The 20,376-nt window shown below is 59.5% G+C and carries 19 protein-coding genes; 5 read left to right on the top strand and 14 right to left on the bottom strand.

All coding sequences use genetic code 11. From position 1 onward, the window contains the following. Nucleotides 1-322 precede the first annotated feature (322 nt). The 5 genes from ACP90_RS22630 to ACP90_RS22650 all read right to left on the bottom strand — a co-directional run bounded on the left by ACP90_RS22630 (nucleotide 323) and on the right by ACP90_RS22650 (nucleotide 6,260). Complete coding sequence (locus ACP90_RS22630) at nucleotides 323-1,447, bottom strand: PQQ-dependent sugar dehydrogenase (RefSeq protein WP_208993387.1); 1,125 nt, start codon at nucleotides 1,445-1,447, stop codon at nucleotides 323-325. A 71-nt stretch (nucleotides 1,448-1,518) separates the two neighbouring features. Beyond that, nucleotides 1,519-1,866, bottom strand: a complete 348-nt coding sequence (locus tag ACP90_RS22635) for a chorismate mutase (protein WP_062491890.1) — start codon at nucleotides 1,864-1,866, stop codon at nucleotides 1,519-1,521. A gap of 81 nt (nucleotides 1,867-1,947) precedes the next feature. Next, the gene (locus ACP90_RS22640; RefSeq protein WP_062490204.1) at nucleotides 1,948-4,242 is read right to left on the bottom strand and encodes an NADP-dependent malic enzyme; all 2,295 of its coding nucleotides are present in this window, start codon (nucleotides 4,240-4,242) and stop codon (nucleotides 1,948-1,950) included. A gap of 107 nt (nucleotides 4,243-4,349) precedes the next feature. Then, nucleotides 4,350-4,994, bottom strand: coding sequence for a ceramidase domain-containing protein (locus ACP90_RS22645; RefSeq protein ID WP_062490206.1), 645 nt, complete (start codon nucleotides 4,992-4,994; stop codon nucleotides 4,350-4,352). Nucleotides 4,995-5,033: 39 nt separating this feature from the next. Continuing rightward, a complete protein-coding gene (locus tag ACP90_RS22650; protein ID WP_062490207.1) occupies nucleotides 5,034-6,260 on the bottom strand; it encodes a PLP-dependent aminotransferase family protein in 1,227 nt (408 codons plus the stop codon). A gap of 187 nt (nucleotides 6,261-6,447) precedes the next feature. On the opposite strand from ACP90_RS22650, the gene moaB reads away from it, so the two are divergent. Then, entirely contained in the window at nucleotides 6,448-7,005 is a 558-nt protein-coding gene (moaB, locus tag ACP90_RS22655) for a molybdenum cofactor biosynthesis protein B (protein WP_062491892.1), read from the top strand. A 52-nt stretch (nucleotides 7,006-7,057) separates the two neighbouring features. Here moaB and ACP90_RS22660 read toward each other — a convergent pair whose 3' ends face one another. Continuing rightward, nucleotides 7,058-7,753, bottom strand: a complete 696-nt coding sequence (locus tag ACP90_RS22660; RefSeq protein ID WP_062490209.1) for a glycosyltransferase — start codon at nucleotides 7,751-7,753, stop codon at nucleotides 7,058-7,060. A 368-nt stretch (nucleotides 7,754-8,121) separates the two neighbouring features. Here ACP90_RS22660 and ACP90_RS22665 point away from each other — a divergent pair, with 368 nt between their 5' ends. The 3 genes from ACP90_RS22665 to ACP90_RS22675 all read left to right on the top strand — a co-directional run bounded on the left by ACP90_RS22665 (nucleotide 8,122) and on the right by ACP90_RS22675 (nucleotide 10,928). Then, nucleotides 8,122-8,964, top strand: a complete 843-nt coding sequence (locus tag ACP90_RS22665; RefSeq protein WP_208993388.1) for a transporter substrate-binding domain-containing protein — start codon at nucleotides 8,122-8,124, stop codon at nucleotides 8,962-8,964. A gap of 155 nt (nucleotides 8,965-9,119) precedes the next feature. Beyond that, nucleotides 9,120-10,232, top strand: coding sequence for a PA0069 family radical SAM protein (locus ACP90_RS22670; RefSeq protein WP_051990221.1), 1,113 nt, complete (start codon nucleotides 9,120-9,122; stop codon nucleotides 10,230-10,232). Nucleotides 10,233-10,277: 45 nt separating this feature from the next. Beyond that, the gene (locus ACP90_RS22675; RefSeq protein WP_062491896.1) at nucleotides 10,278-10,928 is read left to right on the top strand and encodes a ribonuclease HII; all 651 of its coding nucleotides are present in this window, start codon (nucleotides 10,278-10,280) and stop codon (nucleotides 10,926-10,928) included. A gap of 203 nt (nucleotides 10,929-11,131) precedes the next feature. Here ACP90_RS22675 and ACP90_RS22680 read toward each other — a convergent pair whose 3' ends face one another. The 8 genes from ACP90_RS22680 to ACP90_RS22715 form a co-directional block, all read right to left on the bottom strand. Beyond that, complete coding sequence (locus ACP90_RS22680; RefSeq protein ID WP_023001967.1) at nucleotides 11,132-11,611, bottom strand: F0F1 ATP synthase subunit B; 480 nt, start codon at nucleotides 11,609-11,611, stop codon at nucleotides 11,132-11,134. 10 nt (nucleotides 11,612-11,621) lie between these two features. Beyond that, nucleotides 11,622-12,182, bottom strand: a complete 561-nt coding sequence (locus ACP90_RS22685) for a F0F1 ATP synthase subunit B (protein ID WP_023001968.1) — start codon at nucleotides 12,180-12,182, stop codon at nucleotides 11,622-11,624. Nucleotides 12,183-12,263: 81 nt separating this feature from the next. Next, nucleotides 12,264-12,488, bottom strand: a complete 225-nt coding sequence (locus tag ACP90_RS22690) for a F0F1 ATP synthase subunit C (protein WP_006935776.1) — start codon at nucleotides 12,486-12,488, stop codon at nucleotides 12,264-12,266. 70 nt (nucleotides 12,489-12,558) lie between these two features. After that, nucleotides 12,559-13,308, bottom strand: coding sequence for a F0F1 ATP synthase subunit A (locus ACP90_RS22695; protein ID WP_023001969.1), 750 nt, complete (start codon nucleotides 13,306-13,308; stop codon nucleotides 12,559-12,561). Between the two features lie 53 nt (nucleotides 13,309-13,361). Next, entirely contained in the window at nucleotides 13,362-13,748 is a 387-nt protein-coding gene (locus tag ACP90_RS22700) for an AtpZ/AtpI family protein (protein WP_062490210.1), read from the bottom strand. A 211-nt stretch (nucleotides 13,749-13,959) separates the two neighbouring features. Then, entirely contained in the window at nucleotides 13,960-17,418 is a 3,459-nt protein-coding gene (gene smc / locus ACP90_RS22705; RefSeq protein WP_062490212.1) for a chromosome segregation protein SMC, read from the bottom strand. A gap of 87 nt (nucleotides 17,419-17,505) precedes the next feature. Beyond that, on the bottom strand, nucleotides 17,506-18,141 hold the full coding sequence (locus ACP90_RS22710; protein ID WP_023001972.1) for a thioredoxin domain-containing protein: 636 nt from the start codon (nucleotides 18,139-18,141) through the stop codon (nucleotides 17,506-17,508). Nucleotides 18,142-18,505: 364 nt separating this feature from the next. Beyond that, nucleotides 18,506-19,015 carry a DciA family protein gene (locus ACP90_RS22715; RefSeq protein WP_031269719.1) on the bottom strand — a complete coding sequence of 170 codons (510 nt, stop codon included), beginning with the start codon at nucleotides 19,013-19,015 and terminating at the stop codon, nucleotides 18,506-18,508. A 224-nt stretch (nucleotides 19,016-19,239) separates the two neighbouring features. On the opposite strand from ACP90_RS22715, the gene mutY reads away from it, so the two are divergent. After that, a complete protein-coding gene (gene mutY / locus ACP90_RS22720) occupies nucleotides 19,240-20,319 on the top strand; it encodes an A/G-specific adenine glycosylase (RefSeq protein WP_062490213.1) in 1,080 nt (359 codons plus the stop codon). Nucleotides 20,320-20,376 lie beyond the last annotated feature (57 nt).

Consider the following 20,376-nt stretch of genomic DNA (forward strand, 5'->3'; position numbering starts at 1 on the left):
TTGGTTCAAGCGAAACAAACGCTTGTTAAGCCGCACGTCATTGACGGTGCGACTTGAAGTTGGAATGCGGCACAGCCGGCAGCCATCGCTACCCGGTCTCTCTGCCGCCAGACCCTCGCGTGAATTGGGAACTGGTTGAACCCCTCATTGGGTTCTTGAAGTGGCAACCCTCTTGCGACTGCCCGCCAAGTAACTTCTCTTGTCCGGGGCGCACTCTCTGCTCACGCGGCAGCGGTTGCAGTGCGGTATATCGTCGGGAACTGCCCCAATGTCAAGCAGAGAAGCCGCAAAAGCGCTTACAGCTCAAAAAGTTCGGCCTGCCTCAAGGTTGCAGTCGCAGCAACCGGCCATCGTCGCTGTCTGTCAGAACATAGACGTAGCCATCGGGGCCCTGCCGGACATCGCGTATCCGCTCGCCAAGATCCGTCAGCAGCTTTTCCTCGCCGACAACCGTTCCGCCGTCGAGGTCAACACGGGCAAGGTGTTGCCCGGCCAGCGCACCGACCAGCATGTCGCCCTTCCAGTCGGGATATCGGTCGCTGGTTACAAAGGCCATGCCGGACGGCGCGATGGAGGGATCCCAATAGTGAACCGGCTGTTCCATGCCTTCCTTCGACGTGCCTTGACCGATGGTTGCCCCTGAGTAATGACGTCCGTAGGAAATCACCGGCCAGCCATAGTTCTTTCCGGCTTCGGGAATATTGATTTCGTCGCCGCCACGTGCCCCGTGTTCAACTGTCCATAATACGCCGGTTTCAGGATGGGTCGCAGCCGACTGCGGATTGCGATGACCATAGGACCAGATTTCCGGCTTGTAGCCTTCCTGCCCGATAAAGGGATTGCCGGGCGCTGGTTGCCCGTCCCGCGTCAGGCGCAGTACCGACCCGGCGTGGTCCGATGTGTCCTGCGCGCGCTCGCCATCTCCGCGTTCGCCGACTGTCATGAACAAGGTGCCATCGGGCGCAAAGGCAAGGCGCGATCCGAAGTGGCGGCCACCGTAGGACTTGTTGTTGCCGGAGAAGATGGTCTGCCCGTCTTCCAGCACAAAGCCGCCTTCAAAGGCATTGGACAGCCTTGCCCGGAACAAGGACGTGCCGGCACCAGCGGGCGAGCCTTGGGAATAGGTCAGGAACACCGTGCGGTCCGACGCAAAATCCGGGCTGAGGGCAATATCCAGCAAGCCGCCCTGCCCTTGCGCAAACACTTCCGGCGCACCGCCAACTTCGCTTTGCCTGCCGGAGGGATCAATGTGCATTACCGTGCCGTCGCGTTCCGTCACCAGGTAGCCCTCCTCCGGAAGGAAAGCGACGCTCCATGGGTAGGACAATCCCGCGGCAACGGTTTCCAGCTGAACCCCGGACTGGGCTAAAGCGGCAGGGACAATCGGCAGGACGAGCGCTGCGGCCATTGCGGCCACGCCTGGAAGAAGATGCGAATTCAGGGTCATTGGGGCTCCACGGACGATCCATACTCCCTGATAGGTAGGAGCCCGAACGGTCTGGAAAACCCGGCACGGTGCTAAAAATCGGAGCCCGGTTTCGTCGGCCCGTCCTGCAGCGCCTCAAGCCGTGCGGCGATCGTTCGCTTCTCGAAGGCCACGTTCCAGTCGATCAGCGTCCGCCAGACCGCTTCCGCCTGCGCGCCTTCCAGCCCCAATTCTTCCGCCCGGTCTTTCAGAGCAGCCACCATTGTTTCAATCCTCTGGTGATCAAAGGCCTCATCAGGATGCTGTTTCAGGTCCGCCATCCGCCGGACATAGCCCTGGCGACGGGCGAAGAGCTGCAGGAGTTCTTCGTCAAGCGCATCAATTGCGGTGCGGATATCCGTTTTGCTGACGCAGTCGGCTGGCTGTTTCACAAGGGTCATGGCAGGCCGTTTGAAAAATGGAAAAGCGGACCGGTTGTACCGGTCCGCCTTGTTCAACAGAAGGCGCGATTTGAAGCAGGACTAGCCGGCGGACCGGGTCTGTGCCTCGACACTGGCAAGCGCCGACATGTTCACCACGCCGCGCGAGGTGACAGACGGTGTCAGGATATGCGCGGGCTTGGCCGTACCCAGAAGGATCGGTCCGACATGAAGCGCCTGGGTCGATACCTTCAAAAGGTTATGGGCAATGTTGGCCGCATCCAGGTTCGGGAACAGAAGCAGGTTGGCCTCTCCCTTCAACTTGCTGCCCGGCATCACCCGCTCGCGCAGCTCCACGCTGAGCGCGCTGTCGCCGTGCATTTCGCCATCGACTTCCAGTTCCGGGTAGCGCTTCCAGATCATCTCCAGCGCTTCGCGCATCTTGCGCGAGGACGCCGTGTCGCGGGAACCGAAGTTGGAAAGCGAAAGCAGGGCGATCTTCGGTTCAATACCGAAGCGCCGGATTTCCTCTGCCGCGAGGTTTGCCATTTCGGAGATCTCTTCTGCGGTCGGGTCTTCCGTCACGAAGGTATCCGACAGGAATATGGCCCCTTGCGAGTTGATCAGCAGCGACATGGCCGAAAGGTCCCTGGCCGTCTCGCAAACGCCGATCACCTGCTTGATATCCCGCAGATGGCGGATGAACCGGCCTTCCAGACCGCAAATGACCGCATCGGCATCGCCGCGGCGCACCGCAAGGGCGGAAATCACCGTGGTGTTGGTGCGCACGACCGTCCGCGCCGCGTTGGGCGGCATGCCCTTGCGGCCGACACACTCGAAATATTCGTCGACATACTCACGGTAGCGCGGATCGTCCTGCGGGTTGACGAACTCGAAATCGACATCGGGACGAATGCGCAGGCCAAAGCGTTCGCAGCGTTGCTGCAGGACGTCCGGACGGCCAACCAGGATCGGCTTGGCGATATTGTCTTCGATCAGCACCTGAGCGGCACGAAGAACACGTTCGTCCTCGCCTTCGGCATAAATGATCCGCTGCGGGTCCTTGCTGGCGTTCTGGATGATCGGCTTCATGATGAGGCCGGACCGGAAGACAAAACGGTTCAGCCGGTCCAGATAGGCCGTGAAATCCTCGATCGGGCGCGTGGCGACACCTGTTGCCATGGCCGCCTTGGCAACAGCCGGTGCAATGCGCAGGATCAGGCGCTGATCGAACGGCGAAGGGATCAGGTAGTTCGGCCCGAAGGTTTCGGTCTTGCCACCGTAGGCACGGGCTGCAACGTCGGACGGTTCCTCGCGCGCAAGGCCGGCAATTGCCTCGACGGCGGCCCGCTTCATTTCCTCATTGATGGTGGTCGCCCCAACGTCGAGCGCGCCCCGGAAGATGTAGGGGAAGCACAGGACGTTGTTGACCTGGTTCGGGTAGTCGGACCGTCCGGTACACATGACCACGTCGTCACGGACAGCCTTGGCGTCCTCCGGCATGATTTCCGGGTTGGGGTTGGCGAGCGCCAGGATCAGCGGGCCCTTGCCCATCTTTTCCACCATGCCCGGCTTCAGCACGCCGGCAGCCGACAGCCCCAGGAAGACATCGGCGCCGTCGATTACCTGATCGAGCGACCTGAAATCCGTCTTCTGGGCAAAGACCGCCTTCCATTCGTCCATCAGCGCCTCGCGGCCTTCATAGACGACGCCTTCAATGTCGGTAACCCAGATGTTCTCCCGCTTCGCCCCCAGCGAGACGAGCATGTTGAGGCAGGCAAGCGCAGCCGCGCCCGCACCGGACGCCACAATCTTGGCTTCCTCGATCTTCTTGCCGGCAAGGTCCAGACCGTTGCGAACCGCGGCGCCGACGATGATCGCCGTGCCATGCTGATCGTCGTGAAAGACCGGGATCTTCATACGTTCCCGGAGCTTCGATTCAATCATGAAGCATTCGGGCGCCTTGATGTCTTCCAGGTTGATACCGCCAAAGGTCGGCTCCAGAACCGAAACCGCATCGACGAATTTTTCAACGTCGGTCTGGGCCACCTCGATATCGAAGACGTCGATGCCGGCGAACTTCTTGAAGAGAACCGCCTTGCCTTCCATCACCGGCTTGGATGCCAGCGGACCAATGTTGCCGAGGCCGAGCACTGCCGTGCCGTTTGAGATGACGGCGACTAGATTGCCGCGCGAGGTGTAATTGGCTGCCAGTGCCGGATTGTCGGCAATCGCAAGGCACGGCGCGGCCACGCCGGGTGAATAGGCCAGCGCCAGGTCGCGCTGGTTGCCCAGCGGCTTGATTGCCTGGATCTCCAGTTTTCCCGGGCGCGGATGCTCGTGATAGAACAGGGCCGCTTCGGTCAGATCACTTCCGGTCTTGCTGCTGTCGCTCATGACGGTCCCTGTCTCCTGCCTCTTCCCTAAGGTCATATTGTTTTTCTGCAAAGCTCTGCGGCTTGTCCGCAAGGATGATCTGCAATTTCGTGAATACTCTGTGTGATTTAACCGGCGCGCTGCCTGATGAGAACCCGTAATAACAAAAACAGTACGACCCCGTTCAGGATATGCCACAGGAAATGCGTGCCAATGGCAAGTTGATCGCAAACCGGGCCGTCCAGCGTCCGAAATGTCAGTGATACGGCAAAGACGACACCTGTCAGCAACACCTCGCGCCCGAACCGCGCATTCTTGCGAAGAAACAGTGCCCCCACCACGAAGATCGCCAGCAGCGCAGGCACATAGCCTGCAGATGAGCCGACCAACGGTGCGACTGCGCGCCCGGCAAAGGGCGTGACTGCGAAAAACACGATAACGATGCCTAGCGCCGCCCACCAGGACAGACCCAGAAACCGGTTCAGCGCCGCAAAGAGATAGACATGGATAAACAGCGCGATCGGGATGACATCGGCAAGGCTCGCCCAACGTGTCGCGAAGGTGTGAAACAGGAACGACCCCAGGCCGGTCACGAAGACGATGCCGATCAGGACAAGGGCAAAGAGATCGTCCGGTGTCTTGCGGCGCCAGAGCATGTATCCGGCAAGGGCCGCAATCAGGAAAGCCGCATTGGTGAGCGCATTGAGCGGCTCGGACCAGAACTCCGGCCCGATCCGCTCACAATAATTGTCCAGCTTGTCGGTCAGCGCCATTGGCTCCAACACCCGCCCCTGCTTCTTCCCTCGAAGGACTTACAACTTGGACGTGACAGTTTCGGTAATCAAGCGGCCAAGCCTTGAAATACCTTCTTCGATTTTCTGATAGTCGTTGCAGGAGAAGCTGAGCCGGAGGGTGTTCGCCCCGGTGCCATCCGGATGGAACGCACGGCCGGGAACGAAGGCGACACGCGCCGTTTCAATGGAGGTTTCCAGCAAAGTTGCCGCGTCCATACCTTCGGGCAGGGTCATCCAAATGAACATGCCCCCTTCCGGGCGGGTCCAGCTGACACCAGCCGGCATGTGTCGCTCAAGCGCGGCCAGCATTGCATCGCGTCGGGACTTGTAGACCGCATTCGTCTTTGCCGTATGCGCTTCAAAGACATTTTCGGCGACCCGGGCCATGGCTTCCTGGTTGAGCACCGGCGAATTCAGGTCACTCGCCTGCTTGATCAGAACCAGCCTGGAGATGACTTCAGCCGACGCACAGATCCAGCCGAGGCGCAATCCCGGTGAGAGCGACTTGGAAAAGCTGCCGCAGTAAAGTGTGCGGGCGTTGTTGATGCCCCCCGAGGCTTCGCAATCAAGCGCCAGCATCGGTGGCAACGGTTCGCCGTCATAGCGCAGCGCCTCGTAGGGCGAATCCTCGATGACTGCACAGGACAGTTCTCCGGCCAGTGCCAGAAGGCGTTGTCGCTCGGCCAGATCCACCGTCAGGCCCGTGGGGTTGGCAAAATCGGGAGAAAGGTAAGCGAACTTGATCCGTCCGCCCTTTTCGCGCGCGGTTGCCGCATAATCTTCCGCAGGGCGGTTGGCTCCAGGGTCAAGCCGGTCGTAACCGGGCTCATAGGCATTGAAAGCCTGCAACGCGCCCAGATAGGTCGGCCACTGCACCAGCGCGGTGTCGCCTTCCGTCAGGAACAGTTTGCCAATGTAATCGAGCCCCTGCTGGGACCCGGAGGTGACGAGAATATTTTCTGGCCCGCACTCGACGCCAAGGCGGCGCATGTGGTTGACGATCCAGTTACGCAGGCGGGCGCTGCCTTCGCTCATGCCGTATTGCAGTGCGCGGCCCGCGTCCGGACCTGCCAGAATTTCCTGATAGGCTGCCTTGAACGCTTCGGCGGGGAACAGAGCCTGGTCGGGAATACCGCCGGCGAAGTTGATCACATCCGGCTGGTCCAGCAGTTTCAGGAGTTCACGGATTTCCGAGGCGCGCATGCGGCTGGCGCGTCGGGCGTATAGGCTTTCCCAGGTTGTCATTGTTGGCTCGTTGCATTTTTGGATTGGTTATTTAAGTCAATAATACTGACCTAACTTTTTTGCAAGTGTCTCAATCTTGTTATTTTTTGTAATTTTATTTCAATATCAAAATGCCGCGACAGTTTGCTTGCTGCCTCTGGAAGCCATTGCGGCTATTGCCTATGTCTGGAGAGCAAAGGAGTTCGCCATGTCCCGTCTCGATGAAAGCCGTCCGTTCATTCCGCTCAACATTGCTGTGCTGACGGTATCGGACACGCGCAAGCTGGAAGAAGACCGCTCCGGCAATACGCTGGTGGACCGGATCGAAAAGGCAGGACATACGCTTGCGGACAGGCAGATCGTCACCGACGACGTTGCGGCCATTCAGGCGGTCGTCAAAAGCTGGATCAATGACAAGGGCGTGGATGTGATCGTCTCGACCGGCGGCACCGGCTTTACCGGCCGTGACGTGACACCGGAGGCTATGGAGCCTCTGTTCGAAAAACGCATGGACGGCTTTTCGGAGGTCTTTCACCGAATCTCCTACGACAAGATCGGCACCTCCACGATCCAGTCCCGTGCGACCGGCGGCGTCGCCGGGGCGACTTATATTTTCGTGCTGCCCGGTTCCCCGGGCGCCTGCAAGGACGCCTGGGACGGTATCCTGAAATGGCAGCTGGACTATCGTCACATGCCCTGCAATTTCGTGGAGATCATGCCCAGGCTGGACGAGCACCTGAAGCGCGGCAAGTTGCGGGAGGCGTGAGCCCACCACACCGAAGAAGAGCGTATCCGCCCAGAACTCTGCAGTGCCTTGTTCAGCCGTGCAGCTTGACGGCAACGCTCGCTGGAATGCGCAGGGTACCGACGCAAAAGCGTGCGAAGGCCTGGCGGAACCTGGAAAACAGCCCTTCCCGCTCGGGTTCACCCGAAGAGACCGCGGCAGCGCGCAAGAACACCATCCGCCCGCGTCCGATACGCTTGGCGATATCGAGATCTTCCAGCTCCGGCAACGGCCGATGGCCGCCGAGCTTCTGATAAAACTGCCTGGAGATTAGCAGGCCCTGGTTGCCGTAAGGCATGCCAAGCAGTTGGGACCGCAAGGCTGCAAAAGACTCGCTTACCCGCGCACTGAGCCCGAAAGCCTCATAGCGAAGGCGGAAGCTTGCGGCGGTCCGTGGACCGTTGGAGGCACGGGCTGCCCGCTCGATGAAGGCCTGGGCCTCATGATGCCAGCCGCTTTCCAGAAGCGTTTCCGGCCGCAGGAACAATAGCCAGTCGCCCCGGCTCGCCATGGAGGCGCCATAGGCAAGGCGTTCGCTGCGGGAAGCATTGCCCCGGCCGATCCAGACACACCCGGCCGCGTCGGCAACCTTCTCGGTATTGTCCGACGAACCACCATCGACCACGATAACTTCGCGGATGACGCCCTCTGCAGCTGCCGGCACCAGGGCCGAAAGCGCGTGAACGAGCTCGGTTTCGGAATTTCTTGTCGCAATGATGACGCTGATCATGATCTCAAGTTTTACATGATTTTTTTCAAAGTGCGAGTGTCGGTGACGAAGCGGGAGCTGTTTTTTGTTGGGGTTCTTAACAAACTCCAATAATCGGTCACCAACCTTCGCGATATATATCGCCAGGTAATGTCTACTTTGGTTGCATGAAAAGAAAAGACCGGGCGAAAGCTGTAGCAGTACCTCTTTCACATTTGTCATAGGGCCGTGAAAAGTTGCTCCAGTGTGAAACCGATCGGTATCCATTTGACGGTTTTCAGGAAAATAGCCCCTCTCTGGCAAATGGAAGTGCCGGATTTCATGTTATCTTAAGAGTGCATACCAAAGCTGAAAGCTCTTACTTCGACCAGAACCCAAGCGATCGCGCCATGACGACACCCGATCAAAAGCCAACTTCAGGCGCAGGATACCTGACGCAGACGCTCGGCCGGATCTTGATGGGGCTCGCCGGGTTTGTTCTGTCCCTGGCTTTGCTGGCCGGGACAGCATCGGCCCGAGACCTCGTGGTGCTGGCAACCCCGGAAGAGCCATACAAGTTTGTCGAAGACGGGGTCTACAAGGGTATCGACGTCGAAGTACTCGATGAAGTCATGCGCCGTCTCGGCCTTTCCTATTCGCTGGAACTGATCGATTCCGGAACTCGCATCCAACAGGAAGCGCGCGCCGGACGGGCGGACATGCTGCTATTGTTTTCCAAGAAGCCGGACCGGATGGAGTACCTGAACTATCCGGACGAAAGCTACATCGACATCAGCTGGAGCTTCTTCATCCGCGCCGAAGATGCCGGAACAATCCGTTTCGAAGGCTACGAAGACCTGAAGGGGCTGCAGATCGGTATCACGCAGGATTTCGCCTATACGCCGGAGTTCCTCAACGCCGGCCTCGACTTTCAGACGGTCGCCAGCAACAATCTCCAGATCGGCATGCTGCTGGCAAAGCGTGTGGATGCCGTTCCCATGAACACCATCAGCACGCTCTACGAGGAAAAGAAGGCCGGGAGGCTGGACCAGCTGGCGACGTTACCGCTGCCGCTGATAACGAAGCCCTACTACAACGTCTTTGCCAAAGCTTCGACTTACCCGGACATCAAAAGCCTTCCCGGACGCTACGACGAAACCATTCGCGAGATGCAGTCTGACGGGACGCTGGATGCGATCCTGATCAAATACTTTGGTCGCCGGCCAGGTAACGATGACCGTGGCGGTTCCTGAATTCCGGTCTGGTCTGCAGTCCACCATCTTTTGAAGGTCAAAACCCACAAGGTGTAAACAGCATCTTGCGTCGCGTTGGTGTCGTGATAATGTTCTTGTTATGTTCCATTTCGTAACCTGGACGTTCTCGCGTGCCCTTCAGCCCCCCCGATAAGATTTCACTACCAGCCGACGCAGCCGGGCTTGTACCCGATGTCCGCTCCGTTGCCGAGCACAGGCGGCGGGGCCGCGCGGCTGCGCTCAATGCCTCCGGCCGCTTCGAGAAATTAACTCGTGAATGTTTCGACGATGGCTGGGAAACGCTTGAAGACCTGCCGCCGTTGAAAACCCAGGTTCAGGAAGAGCGTGCGCGCACGATCATCACCCGAAACGAGTCGCCGGATATTTCCTTCGACCGCTCGATCAATCCCTACCGGGGCTGCGAACATGGATGCATCTACTGTTTCGCCAGACCAAGCCACGCGTTCATGGGGCTGTCTCCGGGCCTGGATTTCGAAACCAGGCTGTTTGCCAAACCCAATGCCGCACAGTTGCTTGAACGTGAACTTTCCCGCCCCGGTTATCAGCCGCGCGTGATCGCCATCGGCACGAACACTGATCCCTACCAGCCGATGGAACGCGGCTACAAGCTGATGCGTGAGATCCTGGAAGTGCTGGACAATTGCTCCCACCCGGTTGCGATCGTCACCAAGTCAGCCCTGGTCACGCGAGATATCGACATTCTGTCGAGGCTGGCAGAACGAAATCTGGTGAAGGTTGCCTTGTCGGTCACGACGCTCGACAAGAAGCTCTGCCGGGCCATGGAGCCGCGTGCGTCTGCACCCCACAAAAGGCTTGAGGCCGTCCGGGCTCTCTCCGACGCGGGCATTCCCACGTCCGTAATGATGGCGCCTGTGATCCCAGCCCTGACAGACAGCGAAATTGAAAACGTTCTTGAAGCGGCAGCCGAGCATGGCGCGACGGAGGTCGCCTACATCCTCTTACGGCTTCCCCTGGAAGTGTCGGAACTCTTTCGGGACTGGCTGCTGCGAGAGCGTCCGGACCGCTATCGCCATGTGATGAACCTGATCCGTGCCATGCGCGGCGGCAAGGACTATGACGCGAAATGGGGCGAGCGCATGCGCGGGAGAGGTCCGTATGCCGACCAGATTGCCAAACGGTTCTCGCTGGGAGCGAAGCGCCTTGGCCTCAATCTGCGTCGCCGAAAGCTCAACACCGAGGCCTTCGTCCAGCCGCAAAAAGGCGGTGTGCAATTGGACCTGTTTTGAAGCCAGATCTTGAGAAACTTGCTGCCGGACGGCAGGGTGCTGTTCATGACGCTCAGCCCTTCCCTCTTTGACCTCGCCTTTCCCGATAGCCCGGACCTTGCCATCGAGCGCAAGCACGCGAAATCCTTTGACGGTCGGCTCTGCGGCGTAGACGAAGCCGGTCGTGGCCCATGGGCCGGGCCCGTGGTCACGGCCGCAGTTATCCTGGATTACGACCGGGTACCGGTTGGCCTCAATGATTCCAAAAAACTGACCGAAGCCCGGCGCGAAGAGCTTTTCGAGCAGATTGTTGCTACAGCCCATGTCTCGCTCGCCAGCGCTTCACCGGCAACGATCGATGCTGTCAATATTCGCACCGCGACCCTTTCGGCCATGGTGAGGGCCGTCAATCACCTACCACTTGTTCCCGACTACGTTCTCGTCGACGGCCGCGATGTGCCGCAAGGGCTGAAACAGGCCGGACAAGCGCTGATCAAGGGAGATGGCCGCTGCCTGTGCGTTGCGGCTGCCTCTATCGTTGCAAAGGTGACAAGGGACCGGATGATGGTTCACCTCGACGCCAGTTTTCCGGACTACGGGTTTGCCCAGCACAAGGGGTATGGCGTGCCGCAGCATCAGGCGACCCTGGAACGCCACGGGCCGACCGTTCACCATCGCCTCAGTTTCAAGCCGGTCAGGCTGGCTGCAGGGTCTTGAAGTTCAGGACATAACGGATTGGGTTTAGACGGCAGGAAACACGCCGCAAGTCAGCGACACTCCCCTGCTTTCGGGCACGTCAAAACCAACCAGCAATGGAGTTCGCTGCAGATTAGTGCCAATTAGCGTTCGCATTGCCTGCCGCAACAAAAAAGCGGCCCCGAAAGGCCGCTTCTTCAATTCGTCAGCAGAGTGGACCGAACTTAGTTCAGCCGCTCCTTCACCTGCTCAATGCTCTTGGCGAGGATGTCGTCGGCGACTTTATCCTTCACCTTCGCTGCAAGGATTTCCTCGGCAGCGGCAACGGCAATGTCAGCGGCCTTGGCACGGACTTCAGCGACTGCCTGGCTTTCGGCCTGTGCAATCTTGTCTTCCGCAGCCTTGGTACGGCGAGCAATCATTTCTTCCAGAGCCTGGCTGGTTTCGAGCGTCAGGCGCTCGGCTTCCGAGTTGGCTTCTGCGATGATGGCTTCCGCTTCGCTTTCGGCTTCATGACGCTTGCGCTGATACTCGGACAAGAGAGCCTGGGCTTCTTCACGCATCTTGCGTGCGTCTTCCAGTTCCTTGCGGATGGTTTCTGCGCGTTCGTCCAGTGAACCGTTGATCTTGGCCGGAACCTTGACGTAGAAAATTACGACGAAGAACAGGATAAGACCGATCAGGGCCCAAAATGTAGCATCCATGACGGTCTCCTCAGTTCATCGCCGACTTGAGCGCCTTGGTCAGGTCGGTCTTGGTCGGAGCTTTGCCCATCAGCTGCTCAACGAGCGCTGAAGCGGTTTCTCCGGCAATATCCCCGATCTGAGAAAGGGCATCGGTCTTGGTTGCAGCGATCTGTGCTTCAGCCGCTTTCAGCTTCCCGTTCAGCTCGGCTTCCGCCTTTTCGCGGCGAGCTTCATGATCTGCCTTGAGCTTGGTCCGCGTCTCGTGGGCAATGCCATGAGCCTTGTTGCGGGCCTCGGCCAGCGCCTGCTCGTAAGCTGCGATCGCAGCGTCGGTTTCTTCCTGCAGCCGGTTGGCTTCGGAAATGTCACCGGCGATACGGTCCCTGCGGTCTTCCAGAATGCCTGCGATCCGCGGAACGGCCACATTCTTCATGATCCAGTAGAACACGCCGAACGTGATCGCGAGCCACAAGAGCTGGGAGGCGAATGTGGTGCTGTCAAAAGGCGGGAAACCCGCGCCATGCTCTGCGGCCGGCACTTCTATGGCTTCGTGCATGCCTTCTGTGGTCGAGTGAGTTTGGCCTGCCATTTCCAGTCTCCTAAATCCGGCTGGGCGGCGCTAGAGAGCGCCGCCACCGGAGTCGCATCGATAGTCGCTAAGGTTTAGCGATTAAGCGAACAGGAGGATCAGAGCCACCAGCAGGGAGAAGATGCCCAGAGCTTCCGTCACGGCGAAGCCGAAGATCAGACGGCCGAACTGGCCATCAGCAGCGGACGGGTTGCGCAGAGCGCCTGCGAGGTAGTTACCGAAAATGTTGCCAAGGCCGATGCCTGCGCCGCCCATGCCCAGGCATGCGATACCGGCACCGATGTATTTTGCTGCTTCTGCTTCCATGACACGTGCTCCTAAATGGTGTTTGCAGATTGCTCACTCGCGGCGCAATGGCCGTGTGATTGGGTTACCCTCAGTGTGAAGGATGAATGGCGTCGTTCAGGTACATGCAGGTCAGAACGGTGAAGACGTATGCCTGCAGGAACGCGACCAGGAATTCCAGAGCCGTCAGGGCAACCGTCATTCCGAGAGGGAGAATGGATCCGAAGATACCGACCGCACCCATCGCGCTAAGGCTGACGATGAATCCGGAGAACACTTTCAGCGTGATGTGACCGGCGAGCATGTTCGCGAAAAGACGAACGGACAGGCTGATCGGGCGCGAAAGGAACGAGATCACCTCGATCAGCGTCACGAGCGGGATCAGTGCACCGGGCACGCCGCTGGGGACGAAGAGCTTGAGGAACTTCATGCCGTTTTTCATGAAGCCGTAAATGATCACGGTGAGGATCACCAGCATTGCCAGGGCGAAGGTCACGATGATGTGGCTGGTGATGGTAAAGAAGTACGGGAACATCCCGAACAGATTGGCAACCAGAACGAACATGAAGAGCGAGAACACGAGAGGGAAGAAGCGCATCCCTTCCGTTCCTGCTGAACTTCGCAATGTTCCGGCAACAAACTCATACGCCATTTCCGAAATCGACTGCAGGCGGGTCGGAACGAGTCCGCGGCCGCTGGTCGAGAAAATCAGGAATGCAGACGTCGCCGCCACGGTCAAAACCATGAACAACGAAGAGTTGGTAAAAGAGAAATCCATGCCCCCGACTTCAATCGGGAATAGCGTCTGGATATGGAACTGATGGATCGGATCGTTCGCCACCGGCCAGCCTTCTTCGTTCGTTCATATCAATGCGCCAGAAGGCGCGACAAATTCTATTTCGATCTGTCGTTCTGAACTTCTTTTTCGCGCTGGACCTTGGCATCCGGCTGCTCGACGACACCGGCCGCGCGCAGAACGTTCAAGACCCCGGCTACGAAACCCAGCAACAGAAAGACAATCAGCCCGAAAGGCGACGTCCCAAGCCACTGGTCGGCAACCCAACCAATCCCGGCCCCCACCAGCACGCCGGCGATAAACTCCGAAGAGAGTTTCATTGCCTGCGCGTATCCGGATGAGCTGCTTTGAGACTTCCGAGCGGTCTTTTCTTCAACCACCCTTATGTCATCAAGCTTCCGGTTCAATTGAGCCCGCCGTTCCGACAGACCTGCTTCCGGGGAACCAACCGCCCGATCCTTGTTATCGCCGTTTTGCGAAGACATGTTCTTAAGTCCTCAGCTTGCGCCGACAGCTTTATCCGACAACTGGGGAGCCCCCTAAGCCGCGCGCACCATAGTCGGCACCTCATGCCGTGTCAAGAAGCCTGCACTAAACTCTATCCATTTGAAAAATAAAGATCTTTTCTGTTTTTGCAGAATCAGCCAGACCTAAGTTGCATAAGGTTTTCGCGGCAGTGCCGCACCAGACGCAATCTTAGCCAGTTTCGCGGAATCGCTCTGCCGTCTCCAGATCGACCGAAACAAGCTGGGAAACCCCGCGCTCGGCCATCGTCACGCCGAAGAGGCGGTTCATGCGCGCCATGGTGATCGGATTGTGCGTGATCACCACAAATCTGGTTTCCGTGCTCTTGGCCATCTCGTCCAGGAGATCGCAGTAACGCTCCACGTTCGCGTCATCCAGTGGCGCATCGACCTCGTCGAGCACGCAGATCGGCGCAGGGTTGGTCAGGAAGACCGCGAAAATCAGGGACATGGCCGTGAGCGCCTGCTCACCACCCGACAGCAGCGTCATGGTCTGTGGCTTCTTGCCGGGGGGGCGCGCGATGATTTCCAGCCCCGCATCCAGCGGATCATCGGAATCGACCAGCTGGAGTTCGGCCGTGCCGCCGCCGAAAAGATGAGTGAACAAGCGCTGGAAATGACCGTTGACGATCTCGAAGGAGGCGAGCAGACGTTCGCGCGCCTCGCGGTTGAGATTCGAAATCCCTGTTCGCAGACGGCGAATCGCCTCGATCAGGTCGTCGCGCTCCGAGGTCAGCGTGGTCTTCTGATCGTCGATTTCGCGCAGCTCTTCTTCCGCACGCAGGTTGACGCCGCCAAGCCGTTCGCGCTCGGCCTTCAGCCGTTCCAGCTTGCGCTCCATGGAATCGGGATCCGGCAACGGTGCGCCTTCCTTCAGACCCGCGATTTCCGGCAATGCCGTTACCGCAACCTCCAGGTCCTCGTCGATCCGCCGTTCCAGGTTCTGCTTGCGGTCGCGGGCGGCTTCCAGCCGTTCCTCGGCGCGAATCTTCTCTTCTCGTGCGCCCGCCATCGCTTCCATCGCGGCCTTGGCTGCACGGTCGACGTCGGCAAGATCCAGTTCCGCCTGCTGAAGCTGATCGTCCCGCGCCTTCTTTTCCTCTTCTGCCTTGGCAATGGCGGAAAACACGTCGCGGCGCTTGATTTCGATGTCTTCGGGCGCCTCGATCAGCTCGGCCCGCTCTTCTTCCGCTTCTTCACGCCGTTCCTGCAAAATGGAAATCTGCTGGGCGGCATTGGCAGCACGGGTCTTCCAGCCGTCATATTCCCGGGCGATGGCTTCAAGCCGCCGGTCGCGCATCTGCTGTTCGCGGGCAAGCCCCTCTGCAACGGCCCTTGCTTCGGCCAGGGCGCCGCGTGCGGCCGCGACCTGCCCCTGCAATTCTTCGATGCTTTCGCGATAGCTGGTTCCGTCTGGCGCTTCTTCCAGGCGTTCTTCGGCCTCTGCCAGCTGTTCACGTGCCAGCTCGGCCTCTTCACCAAGACGCTGTGCCCGGTCCTGCGCAGCTTCCAGCTTGGCGGCGAACTGGGAAACGGCCCTTTCCGCCGCAGCCAGGGCTTCGCGCGCCGCGGCTGCCTGACGCTGGCCGTCACGAACCTTGCCCCTGGCCATCTGTTCAAGTTCGACGGCCTGCCGAACCCTCGTTGCGGCACCTTCCAGTGCCTGCTGACGATCCTCAAGCTCGCGCCGGGCCTGCTCGATTTCATCTCCGAGTTCAGCAAGGCGGTTCTTCTGCGCCAGTCGCTGTGCCGCCGGTGTCGGCGCATTGGCCGCGATAACGAATCCATCCCAGCGCCACAGGTCGCCTTCCACGGAAACCAGACATTGCCCCGGTTTCAGGGTCGTGCGCAGGCCTGGTCCGACGGTCTGGTCGACAAGGCCGATCTGGCGCAGGCGGCGGCTCAACTCGACAGGGGCTTCAACCACCTCGGCCAGACTGCGGGTTCCGGCGGGCAAGGCCGGATCGCCATCATGAGAGAGGACACCACCCCAGCGAACAGCGGCAGCTTCTTCAAGTGAGGCATCAAGATCTTCACCAAGCGCCGCCCCCAGAGCCGTTTCGAAGCCCTGCTCCACCTGGATCTGCTCGACAACCGGCGTGTGATCCTGTTCGGAGTGAACATTCAGCACCTGCTCCAGCGTCCGTGCCTCTGTCTCGAGGCCCTGCAACATCTGGCGGGCATCACCAACGGGTCCACGTGCGGACTGTTCCTGTTCGCGCGCTTCGCGGGTCGCGGTTTCGGCTTCTTCCGCGGCAGCTTCCGCCTCCAGAAGAGATTCCTCGGCCACCTCCAGCGCTTCCCGGTTTTCGGAAACGCCGTCCTGTTCGGCCATGCGTTCGTTGATTTCCTGAAGAGCTTTCTGAGCGTCCTGAGCCTGAGCTAACAAACGGTCCGAGCGCTGGCGGCTTTCCGCGACTGCCCGCTCCAACTGGCGGCGTTCGGCGGTTGCACGCGCTTCGGCCGCGGTCAGGTCGGACAACTGGTTCTCCAGCGTTCCCACGGTCTCTTCGGCCTCGGCCACCTTTTCACGAGCGCTTTCGGTGCGCTCCTGCACCATCTCGTTTTCTTCCAGTAGCTCTGCGCGTTCTTCCGACAAGCGCTCCAGAACCTCGTCGTTCTCGGACACCATGGACTGTTCGCGCCGGATATCTTCCGCCAGCTGCACCAGGCGGCGCTCCAGATCCTGAAGCTTTTCCTTTACCCGCCGTTCTTCCGCGTCCAGTTCGTTGCGGGCGATCACCAGCCGCTGCAAGGCGGCGCCCGCCCTGGCCGCATCCTCGCGCAGTTCCGGCAGCTTGTGTGCGGCGATAGCCTGGATTCGGGCGCTTTCCGCCTGCAGACCGGTGGCTTCGTTCACCTGCTTCTGGGCTTCGGCAAAATGGCTTTCGGCTGTTCCCAGCGCATCGCGCGCCTCGGTCCAGCGAATGTAAAGGATCGAGGCTTCAGCCCCGCGGATTTCAGACGACAGGTTACGATAGCGCGAAGCCTGGCGCGACTGGCGGCGCAGATTGTCGAGCTGGCTGTCGATCTGAACGAGGACATCCTCCAGTCGTTCCAGGTTCTGCTCAGCGGCGCGAAGGCGAATTTCCGCCTCATGCCGGCGCGAATGCAGACCGGAAATACCGGCGGCTTCTTCCAGGATCTGCCTGCGGGAGGTCGGTTTGGCGGCAATCAGCTCGCCAATCTGCCCCTGGCGCACCATGGCAGGTGACCTGGCGCCTGTGGATGCGTCGGCAAAAAGAAGCTGCACGTCACGCGCACGCACATCCTTGGCGTTGATCTTGTAGTTGGAGCCCTGCTCGCGTTCGATACGGCGGCTGACTTCAAGCGCATCGGCATCATTGAAAGCGGCAGGCGCCGTACGGTCCTGGTTTTCCAGGTAGAGCGTCACTTCCGCGGTGTTGCGCGCCGGGCGGTTCAGGCTGCCGGAAAAGATGACGTCGTCCATGCCGGACGCACGCATGTTCTTGTAGGAGTTTTCGCCCATCACCCAGCGAAGGGCCTCGACAAGATTGGACTTGCCGCAGCCATTCGGCCCGACCACACCGGTCAGGCCGTTGCCGATGATGAACTCCATCGGTTCGACGAAGGATTTGAAACCGACAATGCGGAGCTTGGAAAATTTCATTGGCGCCCGTGCCTCCTGGACACGGACACCTGAAGATCACAGGCTTGATCGGCGCATACCGAACAGACCGGCGGATAGACCGCCAGTCTAGAGGTTTGCGTCAATAAGTTTGCCCATCTCTTCAATCGAAAGCGCCCCCGAGTGCTTTTCGCCATTGATGAAGAACGTCGGGGTGGAGTTCACGCCAAACTCGTTTGCACCGCGGTTTTTCACCGCATCGATGGCGTCGAGCAGACCCTGGTTCCCCAAGCATTCCTCAAAGGACTCTTTTGTAAAACCTATCTGCTTGGAAAAGTCGAGCATGGATTGGTACGGATTGTCGGTAAACGCCCAGGTCCGCTGCTGTTCGAACATGATGTCCACAATCTCGAAATATTTGTCCGCAGGAGCGCAGCGGGCGAGCATGAACGCGCCGGCCGCAACCGGATCCAGCGGGAATTCGCGGAAAATGAAGCGAACCTTGCCGGTATCGATGTAGTCGGCCTTCAGGGCCGGATAGGTACGCTCATGGAAATTGGCGCAATGTCCGCAGGTCATGGATGCGTATTCCACAATCGTGACCGGCGCGTTTTCGTCGCCAAGGATCTTGTCGCCCAGCGGGCCGGGTTTGACCAGCTCGTCCTGGTCGACGGCCTGCGCAAGAGCCAAGCTCGAACCGGCAAGGCAGAATGCGGCCGTCGCCAGGGCAGTGGTTTTGAGAAACTGTCTACGGGTCTGGGTCACGAAGATCGTCCTGTCACATTAATCAAGCGCTGCACCGGCCGGTGCGTGGATCGAAGCACATCCTGTCGGATATCCTGGCCGATCGGGTTAATTGATACCGGGCCACCCTATTTGCGTTCAGCTGAATGCAGGATGAACCAGCTTGCCGCTTTCTGTGCCCTCTCGGGCAGGCGGCGTCAACAAAGCTTATCAAATGTGGCAGGAGCGAGGACGGTCAAAGGCTATTAAATACTGGCATCCACCCTTGACCCGCCGACACCAACACAAGGGAAATCCTGAGTTCTTCGATATCATGCCAAAGCCGGCGGCACGTTTGCCAGTGCCGGTTTCACAGAGTTGTTATTGGAAGAAGCAATGTGGACCGTCAGGCCGCATCTTCTGCGCTGCGGGCAATAACCTGGGCGCCAAGCTTCCTGAGCGCCTGCCGCAGGCGGTCGTTTTCCACCCCCTCCAGTCGCGCTTCGAGCTGCTGTTCCTCGGTTTGCGTCAAGTCGCGCAAGGGCTTCTTGCGCACGGGCTGCTTCACCAGAACCGGCTTCTGCAGGATCTTGATGCGGCCGATGGCCCGCCAACCATAGAAAGTATTGATACGCTCGATCACCTGGGCACTGTCATGAGACAGGATCAAGGCTGTCGCCCCGTCCGTGTGCACCACCAGCGTCGCCGGTTCCGGCGGGTTTTCCGGATCGCCGCGTTCAGGCTGCCGCGGCCAGATCAGCCTGTCCGGCTGCACGCGCGTGCCGTAACGCTCGCCGACAATATCGGCCCAGGAGGCAATGATATCGACGGACGCAAATCCACGCTTCCGGCAAACAGGCGTCATCGCCTTGCCGACAAGATCGGCCAGCGATTTCACCCCCTTCGAGGCGTGCACGGGATTTGCCTTTGTAGCGCTAATAGCCTACCTCCTCATCCAGATGTAAGGTGCGGCGATTTGCCGACCATTGTCCGGATTGGGGTGTTGTGTCTCAATAGAATACGACAAAATGACGACGAATACTTTCCCCAACCTCACCGCACTGCCTTTATCAGCCAAGTTGTCCCCAGGCTATCCAAGGCTTGCTGCTTCATATCAACACCACTTGTTCTGCTGATCTCATGGCGTCTGCTTCCCCTTCCCGACTGCTTCTCGACTGGTACGACCGTCATGCCCGGCGCCTGCCCTGGCGGGTTTCCCCGGAAGACCGCCTACTGGGCGAAGTCCCCGATCCCTACCGGATCTGGCTATCCGAAGTCATGCTTCAGCAAACGACCGTTGCCGCCGTCAAAGACTATTTCACGAAGTTTACGCGAAGCTGGCCAACCGTAACCGATCTTGCCGCCGCGGCTGAAGAAGACGTCATGAAAGCCTGGGCGGGCCTTGGCTATTACTCGCGGGCGCGCAATTTGAAAAAATGCGCAGAAACCGTTGCCCGTGATCACGACGGCCGCTTTCCGGAAGACGAAGACGCATTGCTGAAGCTTCCGGGCATCGGCCCCTATACGGCTGCCGCCATCGCAACCATCGCGTTTGACCGGCACGCGGCAGTGGTCGACGGCAACGTGGAGCGGGTGCTGACACGACTTTTCCAGATCGAAACACCGCTTCCGGACGCCAAACCAGAAATAAAGGCGAAAATGGCTGGCCTGACACCGGACCAACGGCCCGGTGACTTCGCGCAGGCGGTCATGGACCTTGGCGCAACCATCTGCACACCCAGACGTCCGGCCTGCGCGCTCTGCCCGTGGCGCTCTATCTGCAAGGTGCAATCCTCAAGCCTTGCCGAAACACTGCCGCGCAAAGCACCCAAAAAAGAAAAGCCGACCCGTTTTGGAGCTGCATTCGTGGCTGTCGATACGGCGACGGGGGCCGTGCTGTTGCGCCGCCGCCCACCAAAAGGCCTGCTTGGCGGGATGAGCGAAGTGCCGGGGACCGAATGGGCAGAGGACTTCTCGCCCGAAGCGGCTCCAGACTTCGCACCGTTTCCAGCGGATTGGCAGCAGCGACCGGTGGAAGTGAAACACACCTTCACCCATTTCCATTTGCGGCTCACCGTGTATCGGGCCGACCTCACGGCAGACACCACTCCACTGCTTGACGGTGGCTGGTGGTCGGCCCCGGAAGTCATTGAAACCGAAGCACTTCCCACGGTTATGAAGAAGGCTCTTGCCGCTGCGTTCGAAAGCCCCCGGAAATAGTTCTTTCCCGGCTCAAGAAAACAGTTGCAGTTTGTCCGGTTTGGATGTTGAACAGCG

This window comes from Labrenzia sp. CP4 (genome assembly GCF_001579905.1).
Classification (GTDB): domain Bacteria; phylum Pseudomonadota; class Alphaproteobacteria; order Rhizobiales; family Stappiaceae; genus Roseibium; species Roseibium algicola.

Excerpts from the sequence above, each read along its gene's own strand:
- ACP90_RS22650 (WP_062490207.1), bottom strand. The coding sequence starts at position 6,260 with ATGACAACCTGGGAAAGCCTATACGCCCGACGCGCCAGCCGCATGCGC.
- ACP90_RS22700 (WP_062490210.1), bottom strand. The coding sequence starts at position 13,748 with ATGTCTTCGCAAAACGGCGATAACAAGGATCGGGCGGTTGGTTCCCCG.
- ACP90_RS22665 (WP_208993388.1), top strand. The coding sequence starts at position 8,122 with ATGACGACACCCGATCAAAAGCCAACTTCAGGCGCAGGATACCTGACG.
- moaB (WP_062491892.1), top strand. The coding sequence starts at position 6,448 with ATGTCCCGTCTCGATGAAAGCCGTCCGTTCATTCCGCTCAACATTGCT.
- smc (WP_062490212.1), bottom strand. The coding sequence starts at position 17,418 with ATGAAATTTTCCAAGCTCCGCATTGTCGGTTTCAAATCCTTCGTCGAA.
- ACP90_RS22690 (WP_006935776.1), bottom strand. The coding sequence starts at position 12,488 with ATGGAAGCAGAAGCAGCAAAATACATCGGTGCCGGTATCGCATGCCTG.
- mutY (WP_062490213.1), top strand. The coding sequence starts at position 19,240 with ATGGCGTCTGCTTCCCCTTCCCGACTGCTTCTCGACTGGTACGACCGT.
- ACP90_RS22640 (WP_062490204.1), bottom strand. The coding sequence starts at position 4,242 with ATGAGCGACAGCAGCAAGACCGGAAGTGATCTGACCGAAGCGGCCCTG.
- ACP90_RS22675 (WP_062491896.1), top strand. The coding sequence starts at position 10,278 with ATGACGCTCAGCCCTTCCCTCTTTGACCTCGCCTTTCCCGATAGCCCG.
- ACP90_RS22630 (WP_208993387.1), bottom strand. The coding sequence starts at position 1,447 with ATGACCCTGAATTCGCATCTTCTTCCAGGCGTGGCCGCAATGGCCGCA.
- ACP90_RS22645 (WP_062490206.1), bottom strand. The coding sequence starts at position 4,994 with ATGGCGCTGACCGACAAGCTGGACAATTATTGTGAGCGGATCGGGCCG.
- ACP90_RS22660 (WP_062490209.1), bottom strand. The coding sequence starts at position 7,753 with ATGATCAGCGTCATCATTGCGACAAGAAATTCCGAAACCGAGCTCGTT.
- ACP90_RS22635 (WP_062491890.1), bottom strand. The coding sequence starts at position 1,866 with ATGACCCTTGTGAAACAGCCAGCCGACTGCGTCAGCAAAACGGATATC.
- ACP90_RS22680 (WP_023001967.1), bottom strand. The coding sequence starts at position 11,611 with ATGGATGCTACATTTTGGGCCCTGATCGGTCTTATCCTGTTCTTCGTC.
- ACP90_RS22685 (WP_023001968.1), bottom strand. The coding sequence starts at position 12,182 with ATGGCAGGCCAAACTCACTCGACCACAGAAGGCATGCACGAAGCCATA.